Annotated in this window: 23 protein-coding genes; 5 read left to right on the forward strand and 18 right to left on the reverse strand. The window is 66.1% G+C overall.

Features of this window, described 5'->3' with window-relative positions:
• Nucleotide 1: 1 nt before the first annotated feature.
• The 4 genes from U5798_RS13945 to U5798_RS13960 form a co-directional block, all read right to left on the reverse strand.
• On the reverse strand, nt 2-457 hold the full coding sequence (locus U5798_RS13945) for a (2Fe-2S)-binding protein (protein WP_124447527.1): 456 nt from the start codon (nt 455-457) through the stop codon (nt 2-4).
• A 151-nt stretch (nt 458-608) separates the two neighbouring features.
• Nucleotides 609-908, reverse strand: a complete 300-nt coding sequence (locus tag U5798_RS13950) for a putative quinol monooxygenase (RefSeq protein WP_322082385.1) — start codon at nt 906-908, stop codon at nt 609-611.
• A gap of 93 nt (nt 909-1,001) precedes the next feature.
• A complete protein-coding gene (locus tag U5798_RS13955; RefSeq protein ID WP_322082386.1) occupies nt 1,002-2,060 on the reverse strand; it encodes an NADP-dependent oxidoreductase in 1,059 nt (352 codons plus the stop codon).
• Between the two features lie 234 nt (nt 2,061-2,294).
• Nucleotides 2,295-2,915: a TetR/AcrR family transcriptional regulator gene (locus U5798_RS13960; protein ID WP_322082387.1), complete on the reverse strand. Its 621-nt coding sequence runs from the start codon at nt 2,913-2,915 to the stop codon at nt 2,295-2,297.
• A gap of 297 nt (nt 2,916-3,212) precedes the next feature.
• Between U5798_RS13960 and U5798_RS13965 the strand changes: the two genes are divergently transcribed.
• Nucleotides 3,213-4,784 (forward strand): hypothetical protein, encoded by a 1,572-nt coding sequence (locus U5798_RS13965; RefSeq protein ID WP_322082388.1) that lies wholly within the window; start codon nt 3,213-3,215, stop codon nt 4,782-4,784.
• Nucleotides 4,785-4,895: 111 nt separating this feature from the next.
• Here U5798_RS13965 and U5798_RS13970 read toward each other — a convergent pair whose 3' ends face one another.
• The 3 genes from U5798_RS13970 to U5798_RS13980 all read right to left on the reverse strand — a co-directional run bounded on the left by U5798_RS13970 (nt 4,896) and on the right by U5798_RS13980 (nt 8,494).
• Nucleotides 4,896-5,915, reverse strand: coding sequence for a DNA-binding protein (locus tag U5798_RS13970; protein WP_322082483.1), 1,020 nt, complete (start codon nt 5,913-5,915; stop codon nt 4,896-4,898).
• 975 nt (nt 5,916-6,890) lie between these two features.
• Nucleotides 6,891-7,574 carry a hypothetical protein gene (locus tag U5798_RS13975; protein WP_322082389.1) on the reverse strand — a complete coding sequence of 228 codons (684 nt, stop codon included), beginning with the start codon at nt 7,572-7,574 and terminating at the stop codon, nt 6,891-6,893.
• A 194-nt stretch (nt 7,575-7,768) separates the two neighbouring features.
• On the reverse strand, nt 7,769-8,494 hold the full coding sequence (locus tag U5798_RS13980) for a hypothetical protein (protein ID WP_322082390.1): 726 nt from the start codon (nt 8,492-8,494) through the stop codon (nt 7,769-7,771).
• 130 nt (nt 8,495-8,624) lie between these two features.
• On the opposite strand from U5798_RS13980, the gene U5798_RS13985 reads away from it, so the two are divergent.
• The gene (locus U5798_RS13985) at nt 8,625-9,371 is read left to right on the forward strand and encodes a hypothetical protein (protein WP_322082391.1); all 747 of its coding nucleotides are present in this window, start codon (nt 8,625-8,627) and stop codon (nt 9,369-9,371) included.
• 362 nt (nt 9,372-9,733) lie between these two features.
• Here U5798_RS13985 and U5798_RS13990 read toward each other — a convergent pair whose 3' ends face one another.
• Complete coding sequence (locus U5798_RS13990) at nt 9,734-10,564, reverse strand: phage tail tip lysozyme (RefSeq protein ID WP_322082392.1); 831 nt, start codon at nt 10,562-10,564, stop codon at nt 9,734-9,736.
• Nucleotides 10,565-10,888: 324 nt separating this feature from the next.
• On the opposite strand from U5798_RS13990, the gene U5798_RS13995 reads away from it, so the two are divergent.
• On the forward strand, nt 10,889-11,782 hold the full coding sequence (locus tag U5798_RS13995) for a hypothetical protein (RefSeq protein WP_124447539.1): 894 nt from the start codon (nt 10,889-10,891) through the stop codon (nt 11,780-11,782).
• 47 nt (nt 11,783-11,829) lie between these two features.
• On the opposite strand, the gene sctC is transcribed toward U5798_RS13995, so the two are convergent.
• From sctC to U5798_RS14045, 10 genes are all read right to left on the reverse strand, one after another.
• Entirely contained in the window at nt 11,830-13,614 is a 1,785-nt protein-coding gene (gene sctC / locus U5798_RS14000) for a type III secretion system outer membrane ring subunit SctC (RefSeq protein WP_124447541.1), read from the reverse strand.
• A gap of 39 nt (nt 13,615-13,653) precedes the next feature.
• Nucleotides 13,654-15,117, reverse strand: coding sequence for a helix-turn-helix transcriptional regulator (locus U5798_RS14005; RefSeq protein WP_322082393.1), 1,464 nt, complete (start codon nt 15,115-15,117; stop codon nt 13,654-13,656).
• Nucleotides 15,118-15,251: 134 nt separating this feature from the next.
• Nucleotides 15,252-16,079, reverse strand: coding sequence for a type III secretion system export apparatus subunit SctT (gene sctT, locus U5798_RS14010; RefSeq protein ID WP_124447545.1), 828 nt, complete (start codon nt 16,077-16,079; stop codon nt 15,252-15,254).
• 6 nt (nt 16,080-16,085) lie between these two features.
• Nucleotides 16,086-16,601, reverse strand: a complete 516-nt coding sequence (locus tag U5798_RS14015) for a type III secretion protein SctO (protein ID WP_124447547.1) — start codon at nt 16,599-16,601, stop codon at nt 16,086-16,088.
• Nucleotides 16,601-17,947 (reverse strand): type III secretion system ATPase SctN, encoded by a 1,347-nt coding sequence (sctN, locus tag U5798_RS14020; RefSeq protein WP_124447549.1) that lies wholly within the window; start codon nt 17,945-17,947, stop codon nt 16,601-16,603. The genes U5798_RS14015 and sctN overlap by 1 nt, the downstream gene beginning before the upstream one ends.
• The gene (gene sctL / locus U5798_RS14025) at nt 17,944-18,750 is read right to left on the reverse strand and encodes a type III secretion system stator protein SctL (protein WP_124447551.1); all 807 of its coding nucleotides are present in this window, start codon (nt 18,748-18,750) and stop codon (nt 17,944-17,946) included. The genes sctN and sctL overlap by 4 nt, the downstream gene beginning before the upstream one ends.
• Nucleotides 18,735-19,505, reverse strand: a complete 771-nt coding sequence (locus U5798_RS14030; protein WP_322082394.1) for a type III secretion protein HrpB4 — start codon at nt 19,503-19,505, stop codon at nt 18,735-18,737. Before U5798_RS14030 ends, sctL begins: the two co-directional genes overlap by 16 nt.
• A gap of 3 nt (nt 19,506-19,508) precedes the next feature.
• On the reverse strand, nt 19,509-20,303 hold the full coding sequence (sctJ, locus tag U5798_RS14035) for a type III secretion system inner membrane ring lipoprotein SctJ (RefSeq protein WP_322082395.1): 795 nt from the start codon (nt 20,301-20,303) through the stop codon (nt 19,509-19,511).
• A 71-nt stretch (nt 20,304-20,374) separates the two neighbouring features.
• Nucleotides 20,375-20,767, reverse strand: a complete 393-nt coding sequence (locus U5798_RS14040) for a type III secretion protein HrpB2 (protein WP_124447557.1) — start codon at nt 20,765-20,767, stop codon at nt 20,375-20,377.
• A 15-nt stretch (nt 20,768-20,782) separates the two neighbouring features.
• Nucleotides 20,783-21,355 carry an HrpB1 family type III secretion system apparatus protein gene (locus U5798_RS14045; RefSeq protein ID WP_322082396.1) on the reverse strand — a complete coding sequence of 191 codons (573 nt, stop codon included), beginning with the start codon at nt 21,353-21,355 and terminating at the stop codon, nt 20,783-20,785.
• A 311-nt stretch (nt 21,356-21,666) separates the two neighbouring features.
• Between U5798_RS14045 and sctU the strand changes: the two genes are divergently transcribed.
• A complete protein-coding gene (sctU, locus tag U5798_RS14050; RefSeq protein ID WP_124447561.1) occupies nt 21,667-22,728 on the forward strand; it encodes a type III secretion system export apparatus subunit SctU in 1,062 nt (353 codons plus the stop codon).
• Between the two features lie 8 nt (nt 22,729-22,736).
• Nucleotides 22,737-24,830 carry a type III secretion system export apparatus subunit SctV gene (gene sctV / locus U5798_RS14055; protein ID WP_322082397.1) on the forward strand — a complete coding sequence of 698 codons (2,094 nt, stop codon included), beginning with the start codon at nt 22,737-22,739 and terminating at the stop codon, nt 24,828-24,830.
• Nucleotides 24,831-24,839: the final 9 nt, after the last annotated feature.

A 24,839-nucleotide genomic window follows, 5' to 3' on the forward strand; every position in this document is an offset into this window, starting at 1 on the left:
GTCAGGCCTCCTTCGCGGCTTGTTTGACGGCCGCGCGAATCCGGTGATACGTGCCGCAACGGCAGATGTTGCCGGCCATGGCCGCGTCGATGTCGGCGTCGCTCGGGTTCGGGTTCGACGCGATCAGCGCGGTGGCGGCCATCACCTGCCCCGACTGGCAGTAGCCGCACTGGACGACGTCGAGCTCGCGCCACGCCTGCTGGACCTTGTGGCCGGCCGGCGTCGCGCCGACGGCCTCGATCGTCGTGATCTTGCGGCCCGCGACGGCGGCGACCGGCAGCACGCACGAACGCGCGGCAACGCCGTCGAGATGCACGGTGCACGCGCCGCATTGCGCGATCCCGCAGCCGAACTTGGTGCCGGTGAGGCCGACGACGTCGCGCAGCACCCAGAGCAAGGGCATGTCGTCGGGGGCGTCGACCGGGCGGGTTTCGCCGTTGATGTTGAGGGTGATCATTCAGCCTCCGGGGCCGTTGTATTGGGGGAGCGGCGTGAACGACGCGCGCTGCGTCATGTGGTCGTCGTCATCGCCGTTGCGTCGTGCGCAACGGGTGCCGCGCGGCCCGGGTGCGGGCGAGCCGCGGCGGTGGTGTTGCGGGCTTGCGTCGTTACTCGGCCACGTCGATGGCCGACAGCACCTTGATCACCGGCGGTGCGGTGAACCAGTCGGCCGACTTCCTGCGGAATTCGCCGAAATACGGGCTCGCGAGATGCGCGTCGAACGCCGCCTGGTCGTCGTAGATCTCGTACAGATGCAGGTTCGGCGAGCCGTCCTGCTCGCGGAACAGGTCGTAGCGCCGGTTGCCCGGTTCGGTGCGCGTCCTGGCGACCATGCTGCGCAGCTCGGCCTCGGCGGCCTGTGCGTGTTCGGGTTTCAGGAACAGCGAAGCAATCACGTGAAGTGCCATTTTTCCACTCCTTTGAAAACGGAAACGAGCATGCCACAAGCCGGCGTTTCGCGACGCCAGCATGCAGCGGTTGTATGTCGTCGAGCGGAGCGATCAGGCCAGTTCGTCGGGGCCCACGCGCACGACGACCTTGCCGAAATTCTTGCCGGCGAGCAAGCCGATCAGCGCTTCCGGTGCATCGGCGAGATCGGGGACGACGTCCTCGAGCGTCTTCACCTTGCCCTGCGCGACCCATTCGCTCATGTCCTTCAGGAACGGCGCATAGCCCGTTGCATAGTGATCCAGGATGATGAAACCCTGCATCCGGATGCGCTTGCGCAGGATCGTGCCCATCAGTGCCGGCACGCGGTCGCGGCCGGTCGACGTCGCCTTGTCGTCGTACGCCGCGTCGTTGTAGTGCGCGATGATCCCGCACACCGGCACGCGCGCATGGTCGTTCAGCAGCGGCCACACCGCATCGAACACGGCGCCGCCGACGTTTTCGAAATAGACGTCGATGCCGTTCGGGCACGCCTCCTTCAGCTTCGCGGCGAACGCGGGATCGCGATGGTCGACGCACGCATCGAAGCCGAGCGAGTCGGTCACGTACGCGCACTTGTCGGCGCCGCCCGCGACGCCGACCACGCGGCAGCCCTTCAGCTTCGCGATCTGGCCGACCACCGCGCCGACCGCGCCGCTCGCGGCCGCGACGACCACGGTTTCGCCGGCCTTCGGTTCACCGATCTTCAGCAGCCCCGTGTACGCGGTGAAGCCCGGCATGCCGAGCACGCCGAGCGCGTACGACGGATGCGCGAAGTCGCGGCCGAGCGGAATCAGGTCGCGGCCGTCGGACAGCGCATAGTCCTGCCAGCCTGCCCCGGCGACGACGAGATCGTCTTCGCGGAACGCCGGCAGGTTCGACGCCACGACGCGGCTGACCGTGCCGCCGACCATCGGCTGGCCGAGTTCGGCCGGCGGCGCATAGGACGGCGCGTCGCTCATCCGGCCGCGCATGTACGGGTCGAGCGACAGCCAGACCGTGCGCAGCAGCACCTGGCCGGGGCCGGGCGTCGGCACGTCACCGGTTTCGGCGCGGAAGTTGTCCGGCGTCGGTGCGCCGACCGGGCGGGAAGTCAGGATGATCTGGCGATTTGCGGTCTTGCTTTGCGGCATGTGAGCCTCCGTCAACAGGAATGAACGTGCTTCGTGGGCACGATCGGATCAGGGATGGACCAGCAGAAGATGCGCGCCCGCGGCCGAGTCGGCACTCGGGCCGTCGAGGTCGCGCGCGTGCGGTTGGAGTAGTCGGGACAGCGTAACGCGGCGTGATGCGTTCGTCATGAATGATTGAGTAGACCAGTCGTCTAGAATCGGGGCAAAAACAAGGCGCGCCAGAGCGCGCCCCACTTACGGTTGCGTACCGCCCTGCGCGGCCTGCGCCAGGTTCAGCATGCGCCGCGTTTCGACCATCGCCCTTTCGAGCGGCTGGCGGTTGCGATGAATCTTTTCCAGCAGCGTCGCGCCCAGCCACAGCTCGTACAGGATCGCGGCCGTGTGCGACGGATCGTCGACCGCACGCAGCGAGCCGTCGGCCAGCCCGGCTTCGATGCCGCCCGCGAGCCGCTCGATGATCTGGCTCGTGCCGCGTCGAAGCACCGCGCGCATCGCTTCCGACAGGTCCGACACTTCCGCGCCGAGCTTCACCGCGAGGCACTTGCCTTCGGGATCGTCCGCGCATTGCGTGTGCAGCCAGTTGCCCCAGTACGTCATCAGGCGCTCGGCGCCCGTGCCGGCCTGATGCTCGAGCAGGTTGTCGAGATGCGCGAGATAGCCGTCGAAATACGATTCGAGCAGCGCTTCGCCGAATGCCTCTTTCGAGCCGAAGTAATGGTAGAACGAGCCCTTCGGGATGCCCGCCGCGGCGAGAATCTCGTTCAGACCGACCGCCGAAAACCCCTTGTGGAGCATGATCGGCTTCGCGATATTCAGGATGTGCTGGCGAACTTCCGCGCCTGAAGATGCATTCATGATGGCGTATGTTAGCAACGATTAGACCGGTCGTCTAGCAACGTCGAACCGGCATGTTGAGCGGCACTTTACCCGATCCCCGCCGGGTGCCCAATGCCCGGCCGGCGTTCCCCTGCACCGCGGCGTGCGCGGCGTCACACGAGCGACTCGGTTTCGTCGCAGGCGTTTCATCGATCTCCCGCTTAAATACGCGCGGCGCATGTGCCGACAATCGCGAAAACGCGGCCGGCATTGCACACGTGTGCAATGCGCCGGACCGTCGTTGCCTCCTCTCGAACCCGTGACCAGGAACGCTCCATGACCGCCTCGAAACCCGCCCATCCGCCCGCGCCGAACCGCCGGCGCTTCATCCAGCGCGGCGCCGCGCTGACCCTGTCGCCGCTCGTCGGCACGCTGGCCGCCTGCGGCGGCGACGGCAATACGACCTCCGCGTCGTCGCTGGGCGCGACCGGCGCCGCGAATACCTCCGCGCGCAGCTACGGCATCGCCGATCGCTCGATCACGATCAACGTCACCAATGCGATTCCGTCGACGACGCTCGCGTTCGGCAACGCGGCGAGCCAGAGCGGCTCGACGCCGCAGGCTTCGCAAGCGTCGATTGCGACCGGACAATCGACGGCCGTCGGCGCATCGAACAGCTGGGGCGATTGCACGGGATCGTTCAGCCTTGCAGGCGGCGACGCGTCGTTCGCGATTGCGTACACGCATCCGTTCGGCTCGCAGCCGACCACCGTCAGCGTCTCGCCGTCGGCCGGCTACGTGTCGGGCGCCGACGCCGCGACATTTCCCGGCCACGACTCGGTCGCGAACCTCACCCTGTATCGCGGCGTCGCGACCGCGAACGGCGCGTGGGTCGTCCCGCTCGCGCAGCTCGCGACGCTGCCGTCCAACAACTGCCAGGATTTCGCGAACAGCATGTTCGGCAGCAACGTGCGCACGGCCGCGGCCATCCAGTCCGCGTACCAGGGCACCGGGTCGCTCGGCTATGTACCGCCCGCCGATTTCACCGGCGGCCAGCTTGCGGGCTTCGTCGCGCAATGGGTGCGGCGCTGGCAGGACGGCGCGTCGTACACGGTGCTGCCCGCGGCCGATGCGCAGCTGGTCGATGCGCTGAAGCAATACGTGTCGAGCGCATCGAACGCCGGCCCGCTGACGATGTGGGTGCCGCAGATCGCGTGGCAGGCCGGCACGGACCCGGCGGTCTTCGCGCTGACCGGCTATCGCGCGTTTCCGTTCGTCGACGCGCAAGGCAACTGGGTGGCGGCGACGTTGTCCGCGTTCCTGACGCTGCTGGCTGCCGGTTCGCACCTCGTCGCGATCAGCGCGGCGAGCGACCTGCCCGCGGGCGTCACGATGCAGGCGTTCGACAGCTTCATGGGCGCAAGCGGGCTGACGACGTCGACGGATATCGGCAACTCGCACTACGCGTCGGTCCTGAACACGACGGGCCGCTACTACCTGAGCGTCGGCAGCGATTTCGCGCCGGTGAACTGCGGGCTGATCCTGTCGTTCCTGTACGGGCGCACGGTGAACAACCTGCTCGCGGGTGCCGGCACGTACAACACGTTCATCCAGCTCGAGGGATGGCAGGCCGGCGGCTCGCGTCACAACGCCGACTACGCGACGTATCAGCAGACGCTGTGGAACATCTCGACGTACGGGGCATCGGCGTACAGCGAGAAGCGTGCGACGTCGATCTTTCTCGCACCGGCCGGCTGGACGCCGCAGGTCTACCAGACGACGCGGATGATGCCGTACGTCGGCGCCTATGCGCAGTCGAACGGCACGCCGCAGGGCTGGCTGAATACGTCGCTCGTGACGATTCCGGCCGATGCGCCGCCGCTGCCGTCGAAGTATGTGACGAGTTGAGCTGGATCGGGCGGGCAGGCGTTCGGGCGCGCGGGATCGGGTGCGCTTGCCTGCCGCCCGGCGCCTTTGGCGTGTGCCGACTTCGGTCGGCGCACGTTTGCGGTTGCCTCGTCAGCGCGGCGCTTCGCCGGCGCGCTTTCTCGTGCGGGCCGTGCGTGCTTCCCGCTGCGCGGCCGGTGCCGTCTTGACGCCGCGCAGCGGCGCCCGCCGGGCGAGTACGGCCATCTCGCGCCTCAATGCGTCGAGTTCCCTGCCGCGTGCCGCGTCGGTCGCCTGTGCGCCGTCGAGCTGCCCCTGAAGCACGCCGCATCGATGCAGCGCGTCGCCGAGTTGCGCCTGCAGGTCGGCGATGTCCTTCCGGTGTTGCGCATCGCGTTGTTCCGTACGCGAGGCGGACGCGTCGAGTTCCTTTTGCAATCGCGCGGCCGTGAGCCGCTCGCGATCGATCTCGTGAAGCGCCCGCTTTTCCGACGCGCGCAAGCGTTCCTCGGCTCGGCCCGCGTCGTCGCGCAAGCGGTCGAGCTGCGTCGTGAAATCCGCGCGTGCCTGCGCGAGTGCGCGGTCGCCTTCCGCGTTGTCGGCCTTCAGGCGCTCGATATCCGCTTGCAGCGCGTGTCGCGATGCTTCGTCGGCCGCCCTCGCCTGCTCCAGTTCCTGGATGCGCACCTGCGCGGCCAGCAGTGCGGCCGTGCGTTGCTCCAGCGCCGTTTCGGTGCGGGCCAGCTCGGCCTGCAGCGTCGCGACTTCCGCTTTCGCCGCGACCCGTTCGGCTTCGACTTCCGCGCGCAACGTGTCGAGCGCGGCCGCTGCGTCGGTGCTCGACCGGTTCCACAGCGCGGCGACCAGTTCGCCGGCTGCCGCCTGCAAATCGGCCGGCAGGTCGGGATGCTCGATGCGGACGCGGCTCTTCTCGCGCAGCTCGGCCCAGAACTCGCCGAGGACGGCCGTCGGCGTGCTCATGCTGCCCTTGCGGACGAGCTGGTACAGGCGGTTGGCCGAGGGCGTGATGCCGAAGCGGAAGAACAGCAGCGCGCAGGCTTCGCGGTACAGCTCGCGGGTTTTCGGGAAGTCGGCCTTGAGGCGCTCGATTTCGGCGGTCAGGCGGGGTTCTTCGGCGGCGAGATCGGACATGGCGGGTTTCGGCTGGAATTTCGTAAATAATATAACGTAAACCGTTAAATATCCAATCATTCGAATCTTATAATTTGACATTATTTCTATAATGTTGAATTGGAGGATCTCTCGGCCTCGTCCACTGTTTTTCATCCGTCTGGTTGCAAAAAATTTGTAACCAACCGTCTTCTCAAAGCGACTGAGGTACGGCTCAAACCCCACCCAGTAAGGCGCAGCGGCATATCGCGCGTCCAAAATTGGATCAAGGGCTCTTGCGCGGAGATGGCGTCACCTGATGGACGGCAGGCGACGGGGGGATTTCGTAAATTTGTAACCACCCGACATAGTGCAGATCGCTGCAGATCCGGTATTTCCGTATGGTAGAAGCGAGGCACGTGCTCTGGCGCCACCGGTGGAGTACGCGTGCCCCTTTGCGTTTATACGTGGACACTGAGTTCACGGATTCTCTTGATTGAGACCTGAGCAGCATCGCAATTGGCTCGGCGGACGGTCGAGAGTTTTATGGTGAGCGGTCCGATTTCGATGTCCAGGGCTGCATTGAATCCGTGCGCGCGGCTATCTTGTCGCAACTGGGGCAATTCCCTGATCGAGTGTTCACGCGCGAAAAATTGCGCGGTACGTCGCTCGGGTGGCTCGATCAGTTTTCTGGCGAGCCCAGGACACGGATGCTGTGTTTTGACTACGGCGGGGATTGGGAACTGCTGGTTGACCTATTCGGCGACATACCGATTGGATCGGCAGGCCTGTCATCTTGCTGGCGGTTCTTTGGATCATCACAAAATGTGAAGCGTATTACCGCAAACACGGCGGATGGCGATCACGCACTTCATGACGCTCGAGCAAATTGCTCTGCGGTACTCGCAGATGTCTCCGGTTAGCGGGCCTCGCCTGCTGGGCTCGACCACTGCGTCGATCTTTGATTACCAGTCCATCGACGGCTATTTGATGCTGCTCACGTACGCTCGCTTGCCTCTAGCTCAACTGATCCGGTTCAGAGGCCTTGGAGGCGACCAGCAAAACCGCGGCATTCGGCCCTGGATGCGGACGCGGACTCCAGCCAAAAGCTGGCGACTGAGGGGGAAACGCCGCTGTTTCGGTTGAGGCAATGCCCGCATTTGCAAGGACTCGACGCACCCGATCGATTTCGCTGCGAGCAGGTGCGATACTGAATGGAGGGCCCATGCCGACCATAAGTCCATAAATTGGCGTTCCAACCTGAAACGCCGCGTACCCGGTACTCCATCCTGCTTCGGCGAAGGCATCTCTGAGCTGTTTCGCGTACTCGGAGGCTTCGTGGTCACTTGCTACGTGTGGCACCCAAATGTTTTGTGCGCCCTCTGCTTTGGCGGCTGCAACGAGTGCTGCGCGTTGGCCGTCGCTGAGATTGCGCCGTTCAGTGCGATTACGTAGTCGCTCGATTTCGAAACGAGCACTATCGATAGTAGTCCGCGATACTCGCTCGCGAACGTTGCCTGCAATATAGGTGATGCACATTGCAAGAACCGAGAAGATCCCGGTCAGGGCGACGATCTTTGCCGAAGCATGTACAAAGCCCTCGAGGATCAAGCAGATTGCTGTGCCAATGGCAATCCAGCTTGCAACGTGCCATGCCCACTCTGCGGCCTTTGGTGTTATGCGGAGGAAACGCAGCTTCATTTCGCGACCTCGCAAAAGTCTGACTAAGGTTTCATTTATGCAGAGGGTTTCGGAAGCTACGGCCAAAGGGCTCGCCGGTTGTCGCGAAAACGGTAATCGCCCCCACGCGTGTCTTCTCGTTATAGTCGACGCTCGCCACACATGCGAGAATCAACGTGAAAAATCAAAGAGTTGTGGTGCCTGCAAAGTTGCGGTTAGATCTGATGCTTGCTCTTGATCTTGTAAGTTGGAGTGCCAGTGAGATTATCTTGGAACATCATCATCGCCCATTCGCGCCGTCCCTCCCAAGCATCTGCCCTCACGCGACCAGTTTCGATAAAACTCGCTTTGGGATGTATCACATACGCGATGCCGGCGATGTCACACACCTTGTGCAGCCGAATATAGTGCTCATCATCCCCAACGCTTCCTGTTCCGGGGGCGGGGCGCAACAGGATCTCGCGTTCTAGCCAATTTAGCCACTGGTTAGCGCGGGAGTATCGCCAACGTCGACCAACCGGCGTGTCCATCAAAATCGAGTCGCGTCGAGATGGCGTACCAAACATCTCGGTCGTCATTGTCTTTACGGCCCCTTTGACGCGACGGTTAAGGTCGCCTCGAAGTTTTTTTGCACTCAAGTCGAGAATCAGTGAATCCGGTTCAATTTCGACCTCATAGATCCACTCAGCTAGCGGCATGGGATCTCCCGGAAATCTGTCGGTGCCGGGCCCGAGCTTTGCAAGCCGAGGCGCTACAGAGGTTTTGGCGTGACTCGCCATAAAAACCGCGTGGTCGCGATCTTCTGTTAGCCAGATGAACGGAAGAGAGCTTGATGTTTCGCCATATTTGAAGTGACCCGCCTCGAAACCGTATATTTCGTTCGTGCCCAGCCTGATCTGATCAAGCCAACCAACCGTGGTGCCGTGATACAAAGTCGTCATTACGCGTTTTGATTTTAGGTCACGAAAAAGCCCGACCGAATTGGTCTGGCCGCGATATTTACTGATTATATGTGCTCGTCGCAAATACCCGCATCGATTGATTTAAACTGGCGGAAATTTTGGAGGGACTATGGAAGGACCGGTAGTGCAGCAAATGGCTCAAGCGGCGCAGTCAGCACCGACAGGTTGGGTTGCGCTGGTAGCGTCTAGCGCAGTGATTGGTGCGGTGATTGGGCAAGTTATCAGCGCGCTCTCGAACTGGTCGTTGAAGGCGATTGACGCTTATCGTGAAAGTAAAAAAAGAGCGCAAGTTGTAGCGCACGTCAAGCTGGAGATCATGGATCAGCTCGAATCGTTTGCGAACCGCTGCGCCAACTTCATGTACGACATCGAAGAAGGCATGGACGAACATTACCGCCAAGAACCGAACGCGTTCTCGAACGTCCAGCGCAGCATCCCGTTCAAGTTCGACCCCGAGCCGAAATGGGTGGAGTTGCCGGTGCCGTTCATCGCCCCAATAAAGGCGCTGGGTCGCGAATACGATGATACGGGTGCGTGGATCAATCGCACCGGGTTGTGGGCGGACATAGCAGATCAATATCAATACGAGTTGGAGCGCCTGGCGTTTTATGGCTTGGAGGCGCTCAAGGTTGCTGACAAGATTCGCAGAGACATCAAGGCAGGGAATGGCGGGGCGGTGCAGCTAGAGGCGTCCCGAAGCGCATTCACAAAAGAAATTGCGACGATGCGTGAGCGCTACAGGGAGACATGCGGCGAGGTATCGCTGATACCTGAGTTGGAAGCGCTGTTCGAGCGCGAAATGCCCGACTTGAAGCCTACGACAATTCGTGAAGAGAAGGCTCAAGAGGCGCTATGAGAAAAGCCGGTCGTGATGACTGACTTCCATGTTCGCTCGCGCGACTTAGCGGCCCGAGAACTCGCTTGCGCCATCACAGGTGATGATCGTCGTCATGTTGTGCGTACCGTGGTCGGTGGCGAAGGAAACGGTCCACGCATCTTGATGCTCGTCCCTCACGTCGCCGTCGCGCCGCTCAACATCCTTACACCCCTCTAGAAAGCGGGCAGATTCGAATCCTGAACGTACTCATGATGATGTCTCGCTTCCACTCAGTCGTAGCCAGCGGACACGCTCCCGCTTTGGGGTGGTAAAAAAGACTTGCTCTACGCCGGCGCGGCGGTCCGCCACCCCGTGCCGCCGCGCCGAACGGCGAAGACGCCTCAGAGGCCTTCGTTCAGGAAGTTCTGCGCGTACTGGAGCCGGTTGTCCATCTGCGGATCGGTCGCCTGCTCGTAGTCGGTGTCCCACACCTGCGCGGCCTGCGACACGTTCGTCGTGTTCTTCAAGTCGGAGATCGTCTTGCTGTACGGGCCGTCGAGTTCCTGGTTCATGTAGCCGATGTTCGCGTCGAGGCTGCCCGGATCGAGGTTGTGCTGATGCGCATATGCGATCTCGCCCTGCTTGCGTGCGCCGCCCCATTGCGCGAGGCCCCAGCCGTTCGCGTTGTCGTCCGCGAAGTTGCCCGACGGTGCGCCTTCGGCGCCGCCCTGGTTGACGTTCGGCTTCAGCCCGCTTTCCTGCTGCAGGTTGCCGAGCACGCCCGCGATCTGCGTGTCGTTCAGCCCGTAGCGGCTGCGCAGGTCGTCCGCGATCGCGTTCGCCGCGCCGCCGCCGGTGTTCGCGGGCAGCGTCGACGCGTTCTGGCCGTGGGTCTGCCCGTCGCCCTGGCCGCCTTGCGGTTGCGGCACGCCGGCATTTGCCGGCGGTGCGTTGTTCGACTGTGGCCCGTTCAGCGAGAACGAAAGCGGTGTGCCGCTTCCGCCGCCGTCGTCGCTAGCAAGCCGTATCGACGGCATTGCTCCCGCGCTTCCCCCGCCGGCAGGCTGCGTTCCGTCGGCGGCCGACGCTTGCTTGAGCGCGGCGAACACCGCCTGCAGGATCTGCTCGAGCTGCGCCAGCACCTGCGCGATCTGCGCCTGGTTCGAACCGGAATCCTGCGAAGGGTCGAAATTCGTCGACCCGGTGGAATTCACACTCACTGACAAGGACATGACTGCCTCCTTCCGGGAATCGCTTGACGGGCCACTTCGACGGACTATAGGCCGCGTGGCGGGCGGCCCGCGCGGCCCGTGCGAAGCAGGCGACGGGTTTGCGAATCGGAACGAGGCGCGGCGCGCAGTCGGCGCCATTGATGCGAAGTCGTGGCCGATCGTTTTCCCCGTGTCGTCGCGGCACTTCGCACCGTGCGCCGGCGTTTCGTGTCGTGCCGCACGCACGCTGCACCGAGGCATACAGTCGAATGGCCAACTGTGCCGGCCGGCGCCAAGCGCGCGACGCGCACCTACCCTGTCCACTCCCCGCGGAGAACAGCGACCATGATCACCATCACCCTCCAGGGCAACGCCCCGATTTCCGGGGCTGATTCCACGTCCGATGCCGGATCGGCGGACAACCCCGGTTCGCAGCAGGTCGCGCAGATCATCCAGGAACTGATGGCGGCGCTCAAGAGCCTGTTGTCGGGGCAGAACGGCGACGATTCGTCATCGTCGCCGGCGGTGGGCGGCACGGGCCGGTCCGCCCCGCCGCTGGCCAACTACGAGGCGTTGCCGCAGACCTCGCCGCCGAACGGCCAGAATGCGCCGATCGAACCGAACACGCAGAATACACAGCACGCCCGAAACGACCAGACCCAGCCGGCCGGCGGGCCAGCTTCCGGAAGTCCGGCAAAACTGTCGACCAACGCCGGCGGCGTGGCGCAGGCCGGCGCGATAGAAGGCATCGACCCGGCGTCGACGCAAACCGTCAACACCGGTACGGGCAACGACAAGACCTTCAACGTCACCAACAACACGAACCGGCCCGAGTCGTTCACGTACTCGGTGCAAGGCCAGAACAAGGCGACCCTCACGCTCGCGCCGGGCCAGACCGGTACGTTCGTCGGCGGCTCGCACGACATCGGCGTGCGGATCTCGCCGTCCGACGCGAGCGGCAATACGCATCCGAACGAGGTGCTGTATGAAGACGGCGGGGCCGACAACGGTCAGGCGTCCGGTGCCGGCAATCCGGACGTCAGCAAGGTCGACGGCAACAAGGATTTCGCCGGCAACGACGAGAACATGACCGTGACGCTGTCCGACGGGCGCACGGCCGGCGACGGCGACGCGATCCGCCCGTACCTGTACTCGACCGACGATGCTGCCGCGATGGGCCTCGCGGGCGACCCGAGCAAGACGGTCAATATCGTGATGTCGGACGCCGCGAAGGCTTGATGACGCACGGCGAGCGCCGCACCGGCGCACGCCTCGCCGGGCCGCGGTCAGAAATGAATGATCCGCGGCGTCAGCAGGAACACGCGTTCCATGTGCTTGTGCGATCGATCGGTATTCCGGAACAGCGCGCCGACCAGCGGAATCCGCGACAGCCACGGCACCCGCGCGACGCCGTTCGAATCCTTGTCGGTACTGTAGCCGGCGATCAGCAGGCTCTCCCCTTCGCCGACGAATGCCTGCGTGTTGATCTCGCTGCTCGTGATCACCGGCAGCGTATCGACGAGGTCGCCCGTGAGCTGGCCGTCCTCGATGTGCACGTCGAGCTTGATCCGTGTCGCACCGTTGTCCTGCACGACCATCGGCAGCACGCGCAGCGACGTGCCGGTCGACACCGAATACAGGTCGCCGGACGTATAGCCCTGCACGCGCACGAAGAAGCGCGTCTTGTTGTCCATCACGGCCTCGACGTTGTCGAGCGTCGCGACCTTCGGGCTCGAATCGATCTTCGCCTCCGACGTCGATTCCAGCGCGGTGATCCGCGCGAGCAGGTAGCGCCCGGCATTGCCGAGCACCGCGGTGATCGCACCGCCGACAGGCGTGGCCGCGACGGACGTGGTGCCGTCGGCCAGCGTCGTCACGCCGAAATTCGGGTTGATATTGCCGTTGTAGCCGTTCTGCTGCATCGTGCCCGAGCCGGTCTGCAGGTCGACATGGCTGTTGTGCGCGCGCCAGTCCACGCCGATCTGCCGCAGCAGGTCGTCGTCGATCTCGATGATGTGCGCCTCGATCTCGATCAGGTTCGGGCGCGCGTCGAGCTTCTCGATCAGCGGCGCATAGAGCCCGATGCGTTGCGGCGTGTCGCGGATCAGCACCGAGTTGGTGGTCGGATCGGCTTCCACCACCGGCAGGCTCCGGTCGCCCGGCCCCGGGTCGGCCGCCATCGCGCTTCCCGCCCCGCCCTGCGACGCATCCGTGACCGCGCCGTTCCTCGCGCCACCGGACTGGCCGCCGCCGAGCAGGCCGCTCACCAGGCTGCGCGACGTATCGCCGCCCGCCATGCCAGGCGGCAGCGGCGGCACCGGCGAGCCGCCCGTGGTGCCGCCGCTCGCATCGGTCATCGGCGAGAGCCGCTCCAGGCCGCCGATCGCCGGCGCGGCATTGCTGCCGCCCGCGCCGGACTGCTTCGAATGATAGAGATTCGACACGACCGTCGCGACGCCCGGCACGACCACGTTCTTGCCGTCGAGCTGCACCTTGTGGTCGGCCGCCCACGCGCTGCTCAGCTTGAACGCGCGCACCACCGTGCCGTTCGAGCGCTGCATGTTCTCGTCGAGATGCTTCGCGACGCCGGCCACCATCTGCACGTATTGCGGCGGCCCGCTGATGATCACGGTGCGCGCGCTGCTGTCGTAGGTCAGCGGATAGCGCTTGTCGTCGAGCCGCATGCCGCGCAGCGTAGTGTTGAGATCGTTGATCGATGCGTTGTCGAGCCGGACGATCTGCCGCGTGACGTCGTTCGCATTACTGATCGACATGACGCTGCCGTCGTAGAACCACACGAAGCCGAACGTCGCGGCGAGCGTGTCGAGGATCCGTTGCGGCGGCATGTCGAAGCGGCCGGTCACGGTGCCCTGGACGTTGTCGGCGATCGATGCCGTCACGCCCTGGCTCGCGAGCAGGTCGCGCAATACGTCCTTCAGGTCCTTGCCTTCGGCCGTCACGTGGGCGACGCTGCTGCGCCAGCGCACCGCGTCCGCGTGCGCGGCCGCCGTCGCGCCCATGCCGATTACCCACACGGCCCACGCCGCGCAAAATATCGCCTTCGATCTCATCGCTGTCGCACACCCGTTACGGAAGGAAAAATCGGTTCGTTATCGTTCGAGCGTGTGCGATGGCGCTTCGTCGAACTGCTTTCGATAGCCGTTGATCAGCGTCGAGCGGTTCTGCACGCCCCAGCGGCTCGCGGTGGCCAGCACGCCGCCGTCGGACGCCGAGCCGTCCACGAGCTCGGCACGGATCCGCTCCATCCGCTGCCGGCGGATCAGCTCGGTCGGCGACATGTTCAGGAATTTCTTGAACGCGCTTTGCAGCGCCCGCTCGGTCACGCCGACTTCCGCGGCGATGTCGCGCACGGACAGGTCGGCGTGCTCGAGGTTCTCGAGCAGGAAGCTGTATGCGCGCCGATAGCGGGCCGGCAGGCGTGCGCCGATGTCGTCGAGCTGCGACGTCTCGCGGATCTTGCGTTCGAGGAACGGCACGCGGGCCGACAGCGCTTCGCGCAGGCACTCCATCGAGGTCAGCGCATAGCGGCTGTAGAACTGCTGTGCCTCTTTCAGCCGCCCCTGCGCCTGGCGGGTCTTGGCCACGCAGTACAGGTATTCGATCTGCCGGTGGCCGGCCACGCCGGACTGCGCGGCGCCGTACAGCGGCTCGAGGATCATGTCGGCGACCTGCGCCGCATCGCACGCGAGCATCGCGAGCGCGATCTCGAGCCGCAGCGTCCGCTGGTAGTCGCGCAGGTTGTGGTCGCGCGCCCAGTTCACATGCTTGAGCAACCCGTCGACCGCATTCCGGTCGGCACCGGTCGCGCTGCGCAACTGGCACAGGTAGTCGACGCGGGCGCGCAGCACGGGAAGATGCACGCTCGCGAGGTCGATCCTGCTTTGGGCGCTGTCGAGGTACTCGTGCAGCGACGCCCGCGCTGCGCGGCCGTGCATCGAGCCGGACTGCCAGTAGACGTGATCCTGCAGCGACGCCGACGAGCGCAGCGCGCACTGCATTGCAATGTCGAGCTTCAGCGCCGCGAGCAGCTCGTGCCATGCCGGCAGGGTCGATTCCGACGCCTCGCGGGCCAGTTCGCGCAGTTCGTCGAGTTCGCCGAGCGCTTCGCTGACGCGCCCCAGTTCATGGAGCACGCAGACGATGCCGACGCGGACTTCGAGCACGCGATCGATCGGGATGTCGTCCTCGTCGGCGGCGCGGCCGAAGCAGGCCAGCGCGGTGTTGAGCCGGTAGCGGAAGAATGCCTGCCACGCGGTGTTGCGGCAGGACTCGGCGCGCATCGCCTGCCGCGACGCATGGCTGAGGCGCTGGGCGGTGCGATAGGCCTCCTCGGCTTCCACGTCGCCGCCGGTCAGCAACTGCATGTCGGCGTGCAGTTGCAGCGCGTGGGGCGGATTGCGCGGCGCATCGGCCTCGTCCGCCCAGCGACTGGCCAACTGGCGGGCGACGCCGATGTCGCCGTTGAACAGCATGGTGCCAAAACGTTCCCGCCCATTGGCGAAATCCGGGGTTCCCAGATACGCGGCAAGCGGGAAATAAAGTGTCGAGAACATAGCTGACTCCAGTGCGTGCCGGCTTGTCAGGCCGCCTTGGAGAACAGCGTAGCGGAATGAAATATGAAGAAACTCAATTAATCTAATCTTTCGCGTGATTTTGAGAAAGATTGAGTTTGAAATGAATTAGTAAACTAATGTTTATCTGCGTTCCCATGATTTGAGAAAATTCCATTCCACTGAGCTTCGAGGGAATTCAGGGCCAGTTGGCCATGCACCTGGTCGACGAACAAGCCGATGAAGATCGCCAGCATCGCGATCGCGACCGCGGCCTTGACCGGCTGGCTCAGGCTGGAAATATCCAGCTTCGACGCGGATTTCGACACGAAGCCGAACGCGACGTCGACCAGCACCAGGATGAACAGCAGCGGCGCGGCGAGCTTCGCGATCGACTGCATCAGCGTATCCGTCTGCCGCAGCACGAAAGATTCCACGATGTCGCCGGCGATCGGCGCGCCTTTCGCGACCGGCCACCAGCCGTACGATTCGTAGAGCGTGCCGAGCAGGAACGTCATCCCGCCGAGCGCCCAGAACGCCATGATCGCGACCTGCTGCAGCAACGTGCCGACCGGCGTGCTCTGCTCCTGGCTGGCCGGATTGGTGATCTGGATGTTGTTGTGGCCGGTCAGGTCGTCGATGTAGACGCCCACGCTTTCCGCGACCCAGAACACGGTCGACGCCGCATAGCCGAGCACCAGCCCGATGGCTGCCTCGCGCAGCATCACTTCGGCGAGGAACAGGCCGTGCAGCGATTCGATGAACGCGATCGGCTGGCCCATCGCGACGTACGCGCTGAACACGATCGCGATCGCGTTGCGCACGGTGCCCTGGATCACGCCGTCCGCGGTCGGCGGAAACACGAACATCAGCACGAACAGCCGCAGCGAGCAGACGCCGGTGACCGTCAGGTAGCCGATGAAGAGGCCATGCAGGCCGACGAGCGGTTCGAGCGTCTGGATCATCCGGTGTCATCCCTGGGCGGCACGCGCCCGGATGAACCGGGACGTGGCGATTTCCTCGTTTTCTTCGTCCTGCGCGTCCTCGCGCGCGAGATCGAGCGCCCGGCGGATGGCCGCGATCCGTTCGCTGCACTGGTCGATCCGCTGCGTATTGCGTGCGATGTCGCGCTGGATCCGTGCGATCTCATTCTCGACGCCGTCGATCAGGCCGTCGAGCTGCGACAGTTCCGCGACCATCGCGCGCCTGCGATCGGTCACGACGCCGATGTACCGCACGCACTGGTTGAACGCGTCGATCGAAAAGCCTTCACTGCCGCCCGTCATCTGCGCGACGCGCGCCTGGTAGCCGTCGATCACCCGGGTTTCGCCGTCGATCTGCTCGACCTTCGCCGCGCGGCGTGCGAGCAATCCCGCGCGTTCGTCGTGGCGCGCGGCGAGTTCGCCGCGCCACGTGTCGATCTCGCGCGTGCGGCGCGCGTTCGCGTGCGCGAGCGCGGCGATGCGATGGCGGTTGGCGTCCGCCATCAGCCAGCGGTCAGCGCATGCAGCCGCGCCTCGGTGTCGGCCAGCGCGACGATTTCGTCGGTGCGCTGCGACAGGAACGCCTTGATCGCGTCGTGCCGTGCGATCGCCTCGTCGGCGAGCGCATTCGCCCCCGGCTTGTATTCGCCGATCTGCAGCAGCATCTCGATCTCGCGGTACTTCGCCATCAACGCGCGCACCCGCGCGGCCGCGTCGACATACGGCGCGGGCATCACCTGCGACATCACGCGCGACAGGCTGCCCAGCACGTCGATGGCCGGATACTGGTTGCGCGCGGCGATGTCGCGCGACAGGATCATGTGCCCGTCGAGAATCCCGCGCACTTCCTCCGCGATCGGATCGCTGCCGCTCTCGTCTTCGGCGAGCACCGTGTAGAGCGCCGTGATCGAGCCCGTCGCGCCCATCCCGGCACGCTCCAGCAGGCGCGGCAGTTCCGCGAAGATGGACGGCGGGAAGCCGCGCCGGGCCGGCGGCTCGCCGGCGGCCAGCCCGATTTCGCGCCCGGCGCGCGCGAAGCGCGTGAGCGAGTCCATCATCAGCAGCACGCGCAGCCCGCGATCGCGGAAGTATTCGGCGATCGCCGTCGCCACGTAGGCCGCCTTCGCACGCTCCATCGACGAACGATCGGACGTCGCGCAGACGACGACCGAGCGCGCCATGCCGGCCGGCCCGAGAATCAGCTCGACGAATTCACGCACCTCGCGGCCGCGTTCGCCGATCAGCGCGATCACGTTGATGTCGCAGTCGGTGCCGCGCGCGAACATGCCGAGCAGCGTGCTCTTGCCGACGCCCGCCGGCGCGAAGATGCCCATCCGCTGCCCTTCCGCGAGCGTCATCATTCCGTCCACGACGCGCACGCCGGTTGCCATCGGGGTCTCGATCATGCGCCGGCTCATCGGCTCGGGCGGCGACGCGAACACCGGCTGCAGCGTGTCGGATTCGATGTCGGGGCCGCCGTCGACGGGATTGCCGAGACTGTCGATCACGCGCCCGAGCAGCATGTCGCCGACCTTGACGGCGAGCGACCGGCCGAGCCCGACGACCTGGGTCGAGCGCGAGATGTCCGTGAGTCGCGAGAACGGCGACAGCAGCGCGCAGTCGCGCGTGAAGCCGATCACTTCCGCATGCTGGAGCAGCGCGCCGGCCGGCGTGCGCAGTTCGCACAGCTCGCCCAACGACACGTCGAGGCCGCCGACCTTGACGAGCGTGCCGATCACCTCGATCACCTTGCCGGTGCGCAGCACGCCCGGCCTCGCGAGGATCTCGCGCTCGATCTCGTCGGTCAGGCGCTCGAAGCCGAGCGTCCGGTCGAACCAGCCGTCCTTCATCCCGACACCTCGGCCGTCGCGGCATCGCCGCTTGCCGCTTCGTCATCGTCCGTGCCGGCCTGGTCGAGATGGATCGAGCGCTTCAGCGCACGGGCGACGGCGCTGCGCATGGCCCGCAACTGGGTGTTCAGGCTCGCATCGACCGAGCCGAAATCGGTCTCGCAGACACATGCGCCCGGCTCGAGTTGCCGGTCGGCCACGATCGACACCGGAATCGGCCGGCCGAGCTCGCGCCATTTCGCCGCGAGCTGGTCGAATGCGGCGCGCGCCGCGTCGTAATCCTGCGGATTCACCGCGACGCGCAGGTAGGTGGAGTTGTCGATGATCCGGTCGACGGTCGACAGCGCGCGCTCGAACAGCGCTTCGCGATCCATGCTCTGCACGATGCTCTCGACCGCCGACGCGATGATGTCCGCCAGCCGTTCGCGCATGCGGACCTGCAGGCGGCTCTGCGCATCGGTCGCGTCGGCGAGCCGCTCCATCCATTCCGACAGCGCACGGTTCGAGCCCTCGCGGTAGCCGCGCTGTTCGGCCGTTTCGTAGGTGTCGCGCGCGGCGTCGAGCAGCAGTTCGGCCTGTTCCTCGCCCGCCGCGACGATCGCGGCGGCCTCGGCCTGTGCCGCCTCGAGCACCCGCGCGCGATCCGCGTCGAGCTGCGCGTAGGCTTCGGCGATCGACAGCAGATGGCCGAACGTCTCGCGCCGGACCACGTCGCCGTGCACGCCGAACCGTACCGCCGGCGCGCCCTCGCCGCCGTCGTCGGTGCCGGCCGTCAGCCGGCTGCTGTTCAGCCAAATAACCATGCCCACTCCCGAAGCAATTCAGGCAGACGACGAAACAGCCGGGCCGTGCCCGCTTCGTCGTGCTGCGTCGGCAACGCGTTGAGCCATGCAGGCACGTCGATCAGGCGCGGCAACGCGAGCCGCGACAGCGGAAACGGCAGTCCGGCCGCGCCTTTCAGGTCGCGCAGCACCAGCAGCATCCCTTCGATCGCGAGCGCCTGCGCATCGAGCGACGCGAGCGGCGGCATCGCGACGGCGGCGAGACGGGCCGCGTCGTTTGCGCTGTCGGTGTTCGGCCCGCTCATCAGCACGTCCACGTCGAGCCCCGTCCAGTCGGCGAGCCGCCGTTGCGCATGGCGGTCGATCAGCCGCCGCACCTCGCCGCGGCGCAGCAGCAGCGCGCGCATCCGCCAGATCCGCAGCGTCAGCGGCGCGGGCGCGACGTCGAGCAGGCACGCGTTCGGTTGCGGCGCGACGGCCGAGCCGACGCGGACGAAGCCGCCCTGCGACAGGTCGGCGAACGCCGGCGGCGTCACGCCCAGCGCGCGCACCAGTGCGCGCGAGCATCTGACGACGGAGCCGGCCGGCGCACCGGCGAGCAGCGACCGCCAGTCCTGCAGCCGTGCTTCGGGCACGCCGAGCGACGCGGCGATCCACGACGGGTCGACCCAGTCGGCGACGCCGTCGACGTTGTCGCGATAGCGGTCGAGCGCCGTCGCGACGCGCACGGCCGGCACGCCGGCGCCGAGCCCGGCGGGCGCTGCGAGTCCTGCCATCGCCTACGGCTCCTTGCGGGCCGGCCGGAACCGCCCGGCGAATGCGTCGAGCCAGCCCTGCAGCGACGGCGCGCCGCTGTTCGCGCCGCGTTTCGCGCCGAACCGGTACGCGGCAAAGCCGGCGCCCGCGAGGAGCGCCGCGAGCGCGGCGCCGAGCACGACCATCCACCACGGGTTCGACGCGGGCGGCGGGGTTTTCGACAGTTCGACCGGATCGGCGGCGACCGTCGTGACGCTCACGTGGTCGTAGGTCAGCCCTTCGACGCTGTGCATCACGAGCGTCTTGATCTGCGGGATCAGCGTGTTGATGTCCGCGTCCGGCCGGTACTTGATGAACACGGCGGCGGACGACGGCTTGATCTCCTGCGCGAGCGGGTCGTTGTTCGGCAGCACGATCTGCACGCGCGCGACCAGCACGCCGTCGATCTTCGACAGCGTCGACGACAGTTCCTGCGAGATGCCGTACACGAAGCGCACGCGCTCCTCGGTCGGCGTCGACACGAGGCCGTCCTTCTTGAACAGCTCGCCGAGATCGTTGAACTTGCTGTGCGGCAGCCCGCGCGAACGCAGCACCTCCATCGCACGCACGACCTGCGCGTCGTCGACGTCGAGCGTCCAGTTCTTGCCGCCGTCCGGGCTCGTCTTGCTCGCGGACACGCCCTGCTCCAGCAGCGCGACCAGCATCTCGTTCGCATCCTGCTCGGTGAGACTGCCGTACAGTTCCTTCTTGCATCCGCCGAGCAGCGCGATGTACAGCGCGACGACCGCAATGCGTGCCGCGCGACGATTCGACTTCATGGGATTGCCACCCGCCCTTCGGGCACTGCCGTTCGCGACGTTCCGCTCCGCACGCCGGCGGACCACGGGACTCATTGGTTCTTCATCAGCGTCTGCACCGACGACTTCGACGATTCCGCCAGGCTCATCTTGACCTGCATGTTCATCTGCATGCTGGTCATCTCGTACATCATCTGGATGGTGCGGTGGGTCATCTCCGTCATCGACATGCCCGGCAGGTCGGCCGTCAGCTTGCCGACATCCTCGATCGTGTGCCGGAACTGCACGTCCTGCGCCTCGATGGCTTTCGACACCGACGACGACAGATGGCTGCCCGCGTGCTCGGGCGGCGCCATCGGCGCGCGCGCCATCAGCGCCGTGAACTTGTCGCCCAGTTCGGTCGTCGCGGGGGCGGCGGTCGCGGGCGTCGCCGCCGTTGCGTCGAGGGCGGCCGGTGCGAGCTGGCTGACGGGATCGATGGACATGCCGGTGCCTCCCGATCACGCGCGCAGGAATGCGCCGCCGTGGAACATCTCGGCCGCCGGCGCGGAGTCGTGCCGTGCGGTGTGCTCCGGCTCGTCGGCGCTGGCGCCGGCTTCCTCGAGCGATGCCGGCGCGACGAACGGCTGGCCCGGACGATGCTCGCGGATCGCGCGATCGACCTCGTCCTTCACTTCGAGCGCCCGCACCAGCGCGCGCGTGTCCTTGTTGTCCGGGTCGTCCGCGAGCGCCTCGGTCGCGATCTGCCGCCACGACGGATCGCCCATCGACGACAGCGAGAACGCGAGCAGCGCCTTCGCATAGCCGAACTTCGGGCGCATCTCGATCACCCGCAGCAGCACCTGGTTCGCTTCCTGCCACTGCCCCTTCGCCATGCGAAGGAGGCCGTCGAGCGCATCGATCTCGACCACGCGCGGGCGCAGCAGCCGCAACGCGTCGATCACCTGCTCGATGTCGAACAGGTCGACGTGCGTGTTCGGAAAATTGTCCAGCAGCGCCACGGAGACGGTCTCGATCAGCCCGCCAATGAATTCGGGGCTGCAGTTCAGGTACTCGGGCGTGTCTACGGTCATGGCAACGCACTCCTGCGAAGAAAGGGAAACGGGCCGGCCGGTCGTGCAGCGGGCGGCGCGCCGTCGGATGCATGCCGACGCCTGCCAACATAGCAATTCCGCCCGGCCCCGCCGCCGCGCATGCGAAGCCAGCACGCACGAGGCGAAGCGCGCCCGGCGAGCCGCCTCGGCCGGCCGCTCGCTTCGGCATGCGCCGCGCCGCTTCGCATCGCGCCCGCCTGCCGCGCACGGCGGGCGCTAAGGTCGTCGCAGCGGCGCGAATGCGCGCCCCTTTTGATCCGATCCGGCCGAGATGTGCCGCGGGCCTATCCATGAGCGACGAAAAGACCGAACAGCCCACCGACAAGAAACTCGAGGACGCGCGCAAGGACGGCGAGGTGTCGCGCAGCACCGACTTCTCGGACGCGCTGTCGATGGCCGGTGCGCTGATCGCGCTGGTCGCGACGGTGCCGCTGTTTCGCGACGGGCTGCACGAGCTCGTGTCGATCCCGCTCACGTTCGTCGGGCAGGACCGCACGCTGGAGCGCATGCACGCCGACCTGTTCCGGCTCGGCGGCACCGCGCTGAAGCTGATCGTGCCGTGCGTGTTCGCGGCCGCGCTGGCGTCGACGGCCGGCTCCGTCGCGCAGGCCGGCTTCCGCATCGCGACCAAGCCGGTCACGCCGAACCTGCAGACGGTGAATCCGGCGAGCGGCATCAAGCGGATCTTTTCCGCGAAGAGCCTGATCGACTGCGCGAAGATGGTCGTGAAGGCGATCATCCTCGGCTGGGTGATGTGGCAGTCGATCAAGTGGCTGTTCCCGCTCGTGGTCGGGTCGATCTACCAGCCGCTCGGCGGGCTGTCGCTGATGTTCTGGGACATGCTGGCGAAGCTCGGCGCGATCTCGGTCGGCATTTTCCTGCTGGTCGGCGCCGTCGATATCAAGCTGCAGCGCTTCCTGTTCATCAAGAAGATGAAGATGAGCAAGGACGAGGTGAAGCGCGAGCACAAGGAACAGGAAGGCAGCCCCGAACTCAAGGGCGAGCGCCGCCGCCTCGCGCGCGAGCTGGCGAGCACGCCGCCGAAGCCGCGCGTGGGCCTGGCCAACGTGCTGGTCGTCAATCCGACCCACTTCGCGGTCGCGGTGCGCTATGCGCCCGACGAACACCCGCTGCCGGTCGTGATCGCGAAAGGCATGGACGCCGACGCGGCCTCGCTGCGGCGTGCGGCACGCGACGCCGGCGTGCCGATCATCGGCAACCCGCCCGTTGCGCGTGCGCTGTACAAGGTCACGCTGAACCAGCCGATCCCGGAAGAGCTGTTCGAGACGGTCGCCGCGATCCTGCGCTGGGTCGACGCGATCGGCTCGCCCTCCACCCCATCCCTTCACTGAGCGATCCGATGTTCAAGGCCCTCAAGTTCCCGGCAGGCGGCGAAATCGGCATCGCACTGCTCGTGACCGCGATCATCTCGCTGATGATCCTGCCGCTGCCGCCCGAGCTGATCGACATCCTGCTCGCGATCAACATCACGATCAGCGTCACGCTGCTGATGGTCACGATGTACGTGCCGGACATCGTGTCGCTGTCCGCCTTTCCGTCGCTGCTGCTGTTCACGACGCTCTACCGGCTCTCGCTGAACATTGCGTCCACCAAGTCGATCCTGCTGCATGCCGAGGCCGGCAACATCATCGACAGCTTCGGCAAGCTGGTGGTGGGCGGCAACCTCGTCGTCGGGCTGGTCGTGTTCATCATCATCACGACCGTGCAGTTCATCGTAATCGCGAAAGGCTCGGAGCGCGTGGCCGAGGTCGGCGCGCGCTTCACGCTCGATGCGATGCCCGGCAAGCAGATGAGCATCGACGCCGACCTGCGCGCGAACCTGCTGAGCCCGGAAGAAGCTCGCCACCGCCGCGCGACGCTGGCCATCGAGAGCCAGCTGCACGGCGGGATGGACGGCGCGATGAAGTTCGTGAAAGGCGATGCGATCGCCGGCCTCCTGATCACGACCATCAACATCGTCGCGGGCATCGCGGTCGGTGTCGCCTATCACGGGATGAGCGCGGGCGAGGCGGCGAACCGCTTCTCGGTGCTGTCGGTCGGCGATGCGATGGTGTCGCAGATTCCGTCGCTGCTGCTGTCGGTCGCGGCCGGCGTGATGATCACGCGCGTCGCGGACGAGCGCAGCCACAAGCCGCGCTCGCTCGGCGAGGAAATCGGCCGCCAGCTCGGCTCGAGTTCGCGCGCGCTGTATTTCGCCGCGCTGCTGCTGCTCGGCTTCGCGCTGGTGCCGGGCTTCCCCGTCGTGCTGTTCCTGCTGCTGTCGGCGATCCTCGCGTTCATCGCGTACAAGCTGAACGACCGGCAATCGGCGCACGCGCCGGCCCAGGACGGCTTGCAGGCGATGCAGCGCTCGGGTGCGAAGGCCGATACGCCCGCGATCATGACGCGCGCGCCGCAGTTCGCCTGCCCGATCGGCGTGCGGGTCGCCCCCGACCTGATGCAACGGCTGGTGCTGCCCGTGCTCGACAAGTCGTTCGGCGCGGAGCGCGCGCGGCTGCAGGAGGAACTGGGGCTGCCGTTTCCCGGCATCACGATGTGGACCCATGCGGGCCTGCCGGCGATGCATGCGGAAATCCTGATCCACGACGTGCCGCACCTGCTGGTCGAGCTGCCGGCCGGCATGGTCATGCTGCCGGAGCCCGAGCGCGTCGCGACGGGCACGCCGCTGTCGCCCGAGGACGTGCAGCAGCGCGATGCGCTGGTCGCGAAGGGCGAACCGCGCCCGCCGATCGATCCCGGCGGCCGGCCGACCCACTGGGTCGACGCGCGCGAGGCGCCGGCGCGCATTCCGGCATGGGGCGCCGAGCAGGTCATCGCGCACGCGTCGGTCGCGCTGATGCGCCACCATGCGACGCAGTTCCTCGGCATCCAGGAGGTGCAATGGATCCTGGAGCAACTGGGCGAGGATCACCCGGGGCTCGTCGCGGAAGTCCAGAAGGTGCTGCCGCCGCAGCGGATCGCCGACGTGCTGCGACGCCTGCTCGAGGAACAGATCTCGATCCGCAACGTGCGGACCATCATGGAAAGCCTGATCGCGTGGGGGCCGAAGGAAAAGGACATGCTGATGCTCACCGAGTACGTGCGCGGCGACCTGTCGCGCTTCCTCGCGCATCGTGCGACGCGTGGCCGGCGCACGCTGCCCGCCGTGCTGCTCGACCTGCCGATCGAACAGCATATCCGGCAGGCGATCAAGCAGACGCCGACGGGCAATTTCCTGGCGCTCGCGCCGGACGAGATCGGCCTGCTGATCGACAAGATCCAGGCGGTCGTCGGGCCGCAGCCGACCGACGGCATCGCGCTCGTCACGTCGATGGACATCCGCCGTTACGTGCGCCGGATGATCGAGGCGAAGCTGGGCTGGCTGCCGGTGTACTCGTACCAGGAACTGGGCGAGCACGTCGACCTGCGCCCGATCGGCCGCATCACCGTCTGACGCCGCGCC

Source organism: Burkholderia sp. BCC1972, from assembly GCF_905339605.1.
GTDB lineage: Bacteria > Pseudomonadota > Gammaproteobacteria > Burkholderiales > Burkholderiaceae > Burkholderia.

What these genes read in the sequence shown, in the direction of transcription:
- U5798_RS14015 (WP_124447547.1), bottom strand. Translation starts at nt 16,601, where the DNA reads ATGGCGGACGCCAACCGCCATCGCATCGCCGCGCTCGCGCACGCGAAC.
- U5798_RS13975 (WP_322082389.1), bottom strand. Translation starts at nt 7,574, where the DNA reads ATGAAGCTGCGTTTCCTCCGCATAACACCAAAGGCCGCAGAGTGGGCA.
- sctJ (WP_322082395.1), bottom strand. Translation starts at nt 20,303, where the DNA reads ATGAAGTCGAATCGTCGCGCGGCACGCATTGCGGTCGTCGCGCTGTAC.
- sctT (WP_124447545.1), bottom strand. Translation starts at nt 16,079, where the DNA reads ATGATCCAGACGCTCGAACCGCTCGTCGGCCTGCATGGCCTCTTCATC.
- U5798_RS14030 (WP_322082394.1), bottom strand. Translation starts at nt 19,505, where the DNA reads ATGGCAGGACTCGCAGCGCCCGCCGGGCTCGGCGCCGGCGTGCCGGCC.
- U5798_RS13950 (WP_322082385.1), bottom strand. Translation starts at nt 908, where the DNA reads ATGGCACTTCACGTGATTGCTTCGCTGTTCCTGAAACCCGAACACGCA.
- U5798_RS13955 (WP_322082386.1), bottom strand. Translation starts at nt 2,060, where the DNA reads ATGCCGCAAAGCAAGACCGCAAATCGCCAGATCATCCTGACTTCCCGC.
- U5798_RS13985 (WP_322082391.1), top strand. Translation starts at nt 8,625, where the DNA reads ATGGAAGGACCGGTAGTGCAGCAAATGGCTCAAGCGGCGCAGTCAGCA.
- sctC (WP_124447541.1), bottom strand. Translation starts at nt 13,614, where the DNA reads ATGAGATCGAAGGCGATATTTTGCGCGGCGTGGGCCGTGTGGGTAATC.
- U5798_RS13995 (WP_124447539.1), top strand. Translation starts at nt 10,889, where the DNA reads ATGATCACCATCACCCTCCAGGGCAACGCCCCGATTTCCGGGGCTGAT.
- U5798_RS13960 (WP_322082387.1), bottom strand. Translation starts at nt 2,915, where the DNA reads ATGAATGCATCTTCAGGCGCGGAAGTTCGCCAGCACATCCTGAATATC.
- sctV (WP_322082397.1), top strand. Translation starts at nt 22,737, where the DNA reads ATGTTCAAGGCCCTCAAGTTCCCGGCAGGCGGCGAAATCGGCATCGCA.
- U5798_RS13990 (WP_322082392.1), bottom strand. Translation starts at nt 10,564, where the DNA reads ATGTCCTTGTCAGTGAGTGTGAATTCCACCGGGTCGACGAATTTCGAC.
- U5798_RS14040 (WP_124447557.1), bottom strand. Translation starts at nt 20,767, where the DNA reads ATGTCCATCGATCCCGTCAGCCAGCTCGCACCGGCCGCCCTCGACGCA.
- sctL (WP_124447551.1), bottom strand. Translation starts at nt 18,750, where the DNA reads ATGGTTATTTGGCTGAACAGCAGCCGGCTGACGGCCGGCACCGACGAC.
- sctN (WP_124447549.1), bottom strand. Translation starts at nt 17,947, where the DNA reads ATGAAGGACGGCTGGTTCGACCGGACGCTCGGCTTCGAGCGCCTGACC.
- U5798_RS13980 (WP_322082390.1), bottom strand. Translation starts at nt 8,494, where the DNA reads ATGACGACTTTGTATCACGGCACCACGGTTGGTTGGCTTGATCAGATC.
- U5798_RS14045 (WP_322082396.1), bottom strand. Translation starts at nt 21,355, where the DNA reads ATGACCGTAGACACGCCCGAGTACCTGAACTGCAGCCCCGAATTCATT.
- U5798_RS14005 (WP_322082393.1), bottom strand. Translation starts at nt 15,117, where the DNA reads ATGTTCTCGACACTTTATTTCCCGCTTGCCGCGTATCTGGGAACCCCG.
- sctU (WP_124447561.1), top strand. Translation starts at nt 21,667, where the DNA reads ATGAGCGACGAAAAGACCGAACAGCCCACCGACAAGAAACTCGAGGAC.
- U5798_RS13970 (WP_322082483.1), bottom strand. Translation starts at nt 5,915, where the DNA reads ATGTCCGATCTCGCCGCCGAAGAACCCCGCCTGACCGCCGAAATCGAG.
- U5798_RS13965 (WP_322082388.1), top strand. Translation starts at nt 3,213, where the DNA reads ATGACCGCCTCGAAACCCGCCCATCCGCCCGCGCCGAACCGCCGGCGC.
- U5798_RS13945 (WP_124447527.1), bottom strand. Translation starts at nt 457, where the DNA reads ATGATCACCCTCAACATCAACGGCGAAACCCGCCCGGTCGACGCCCCC.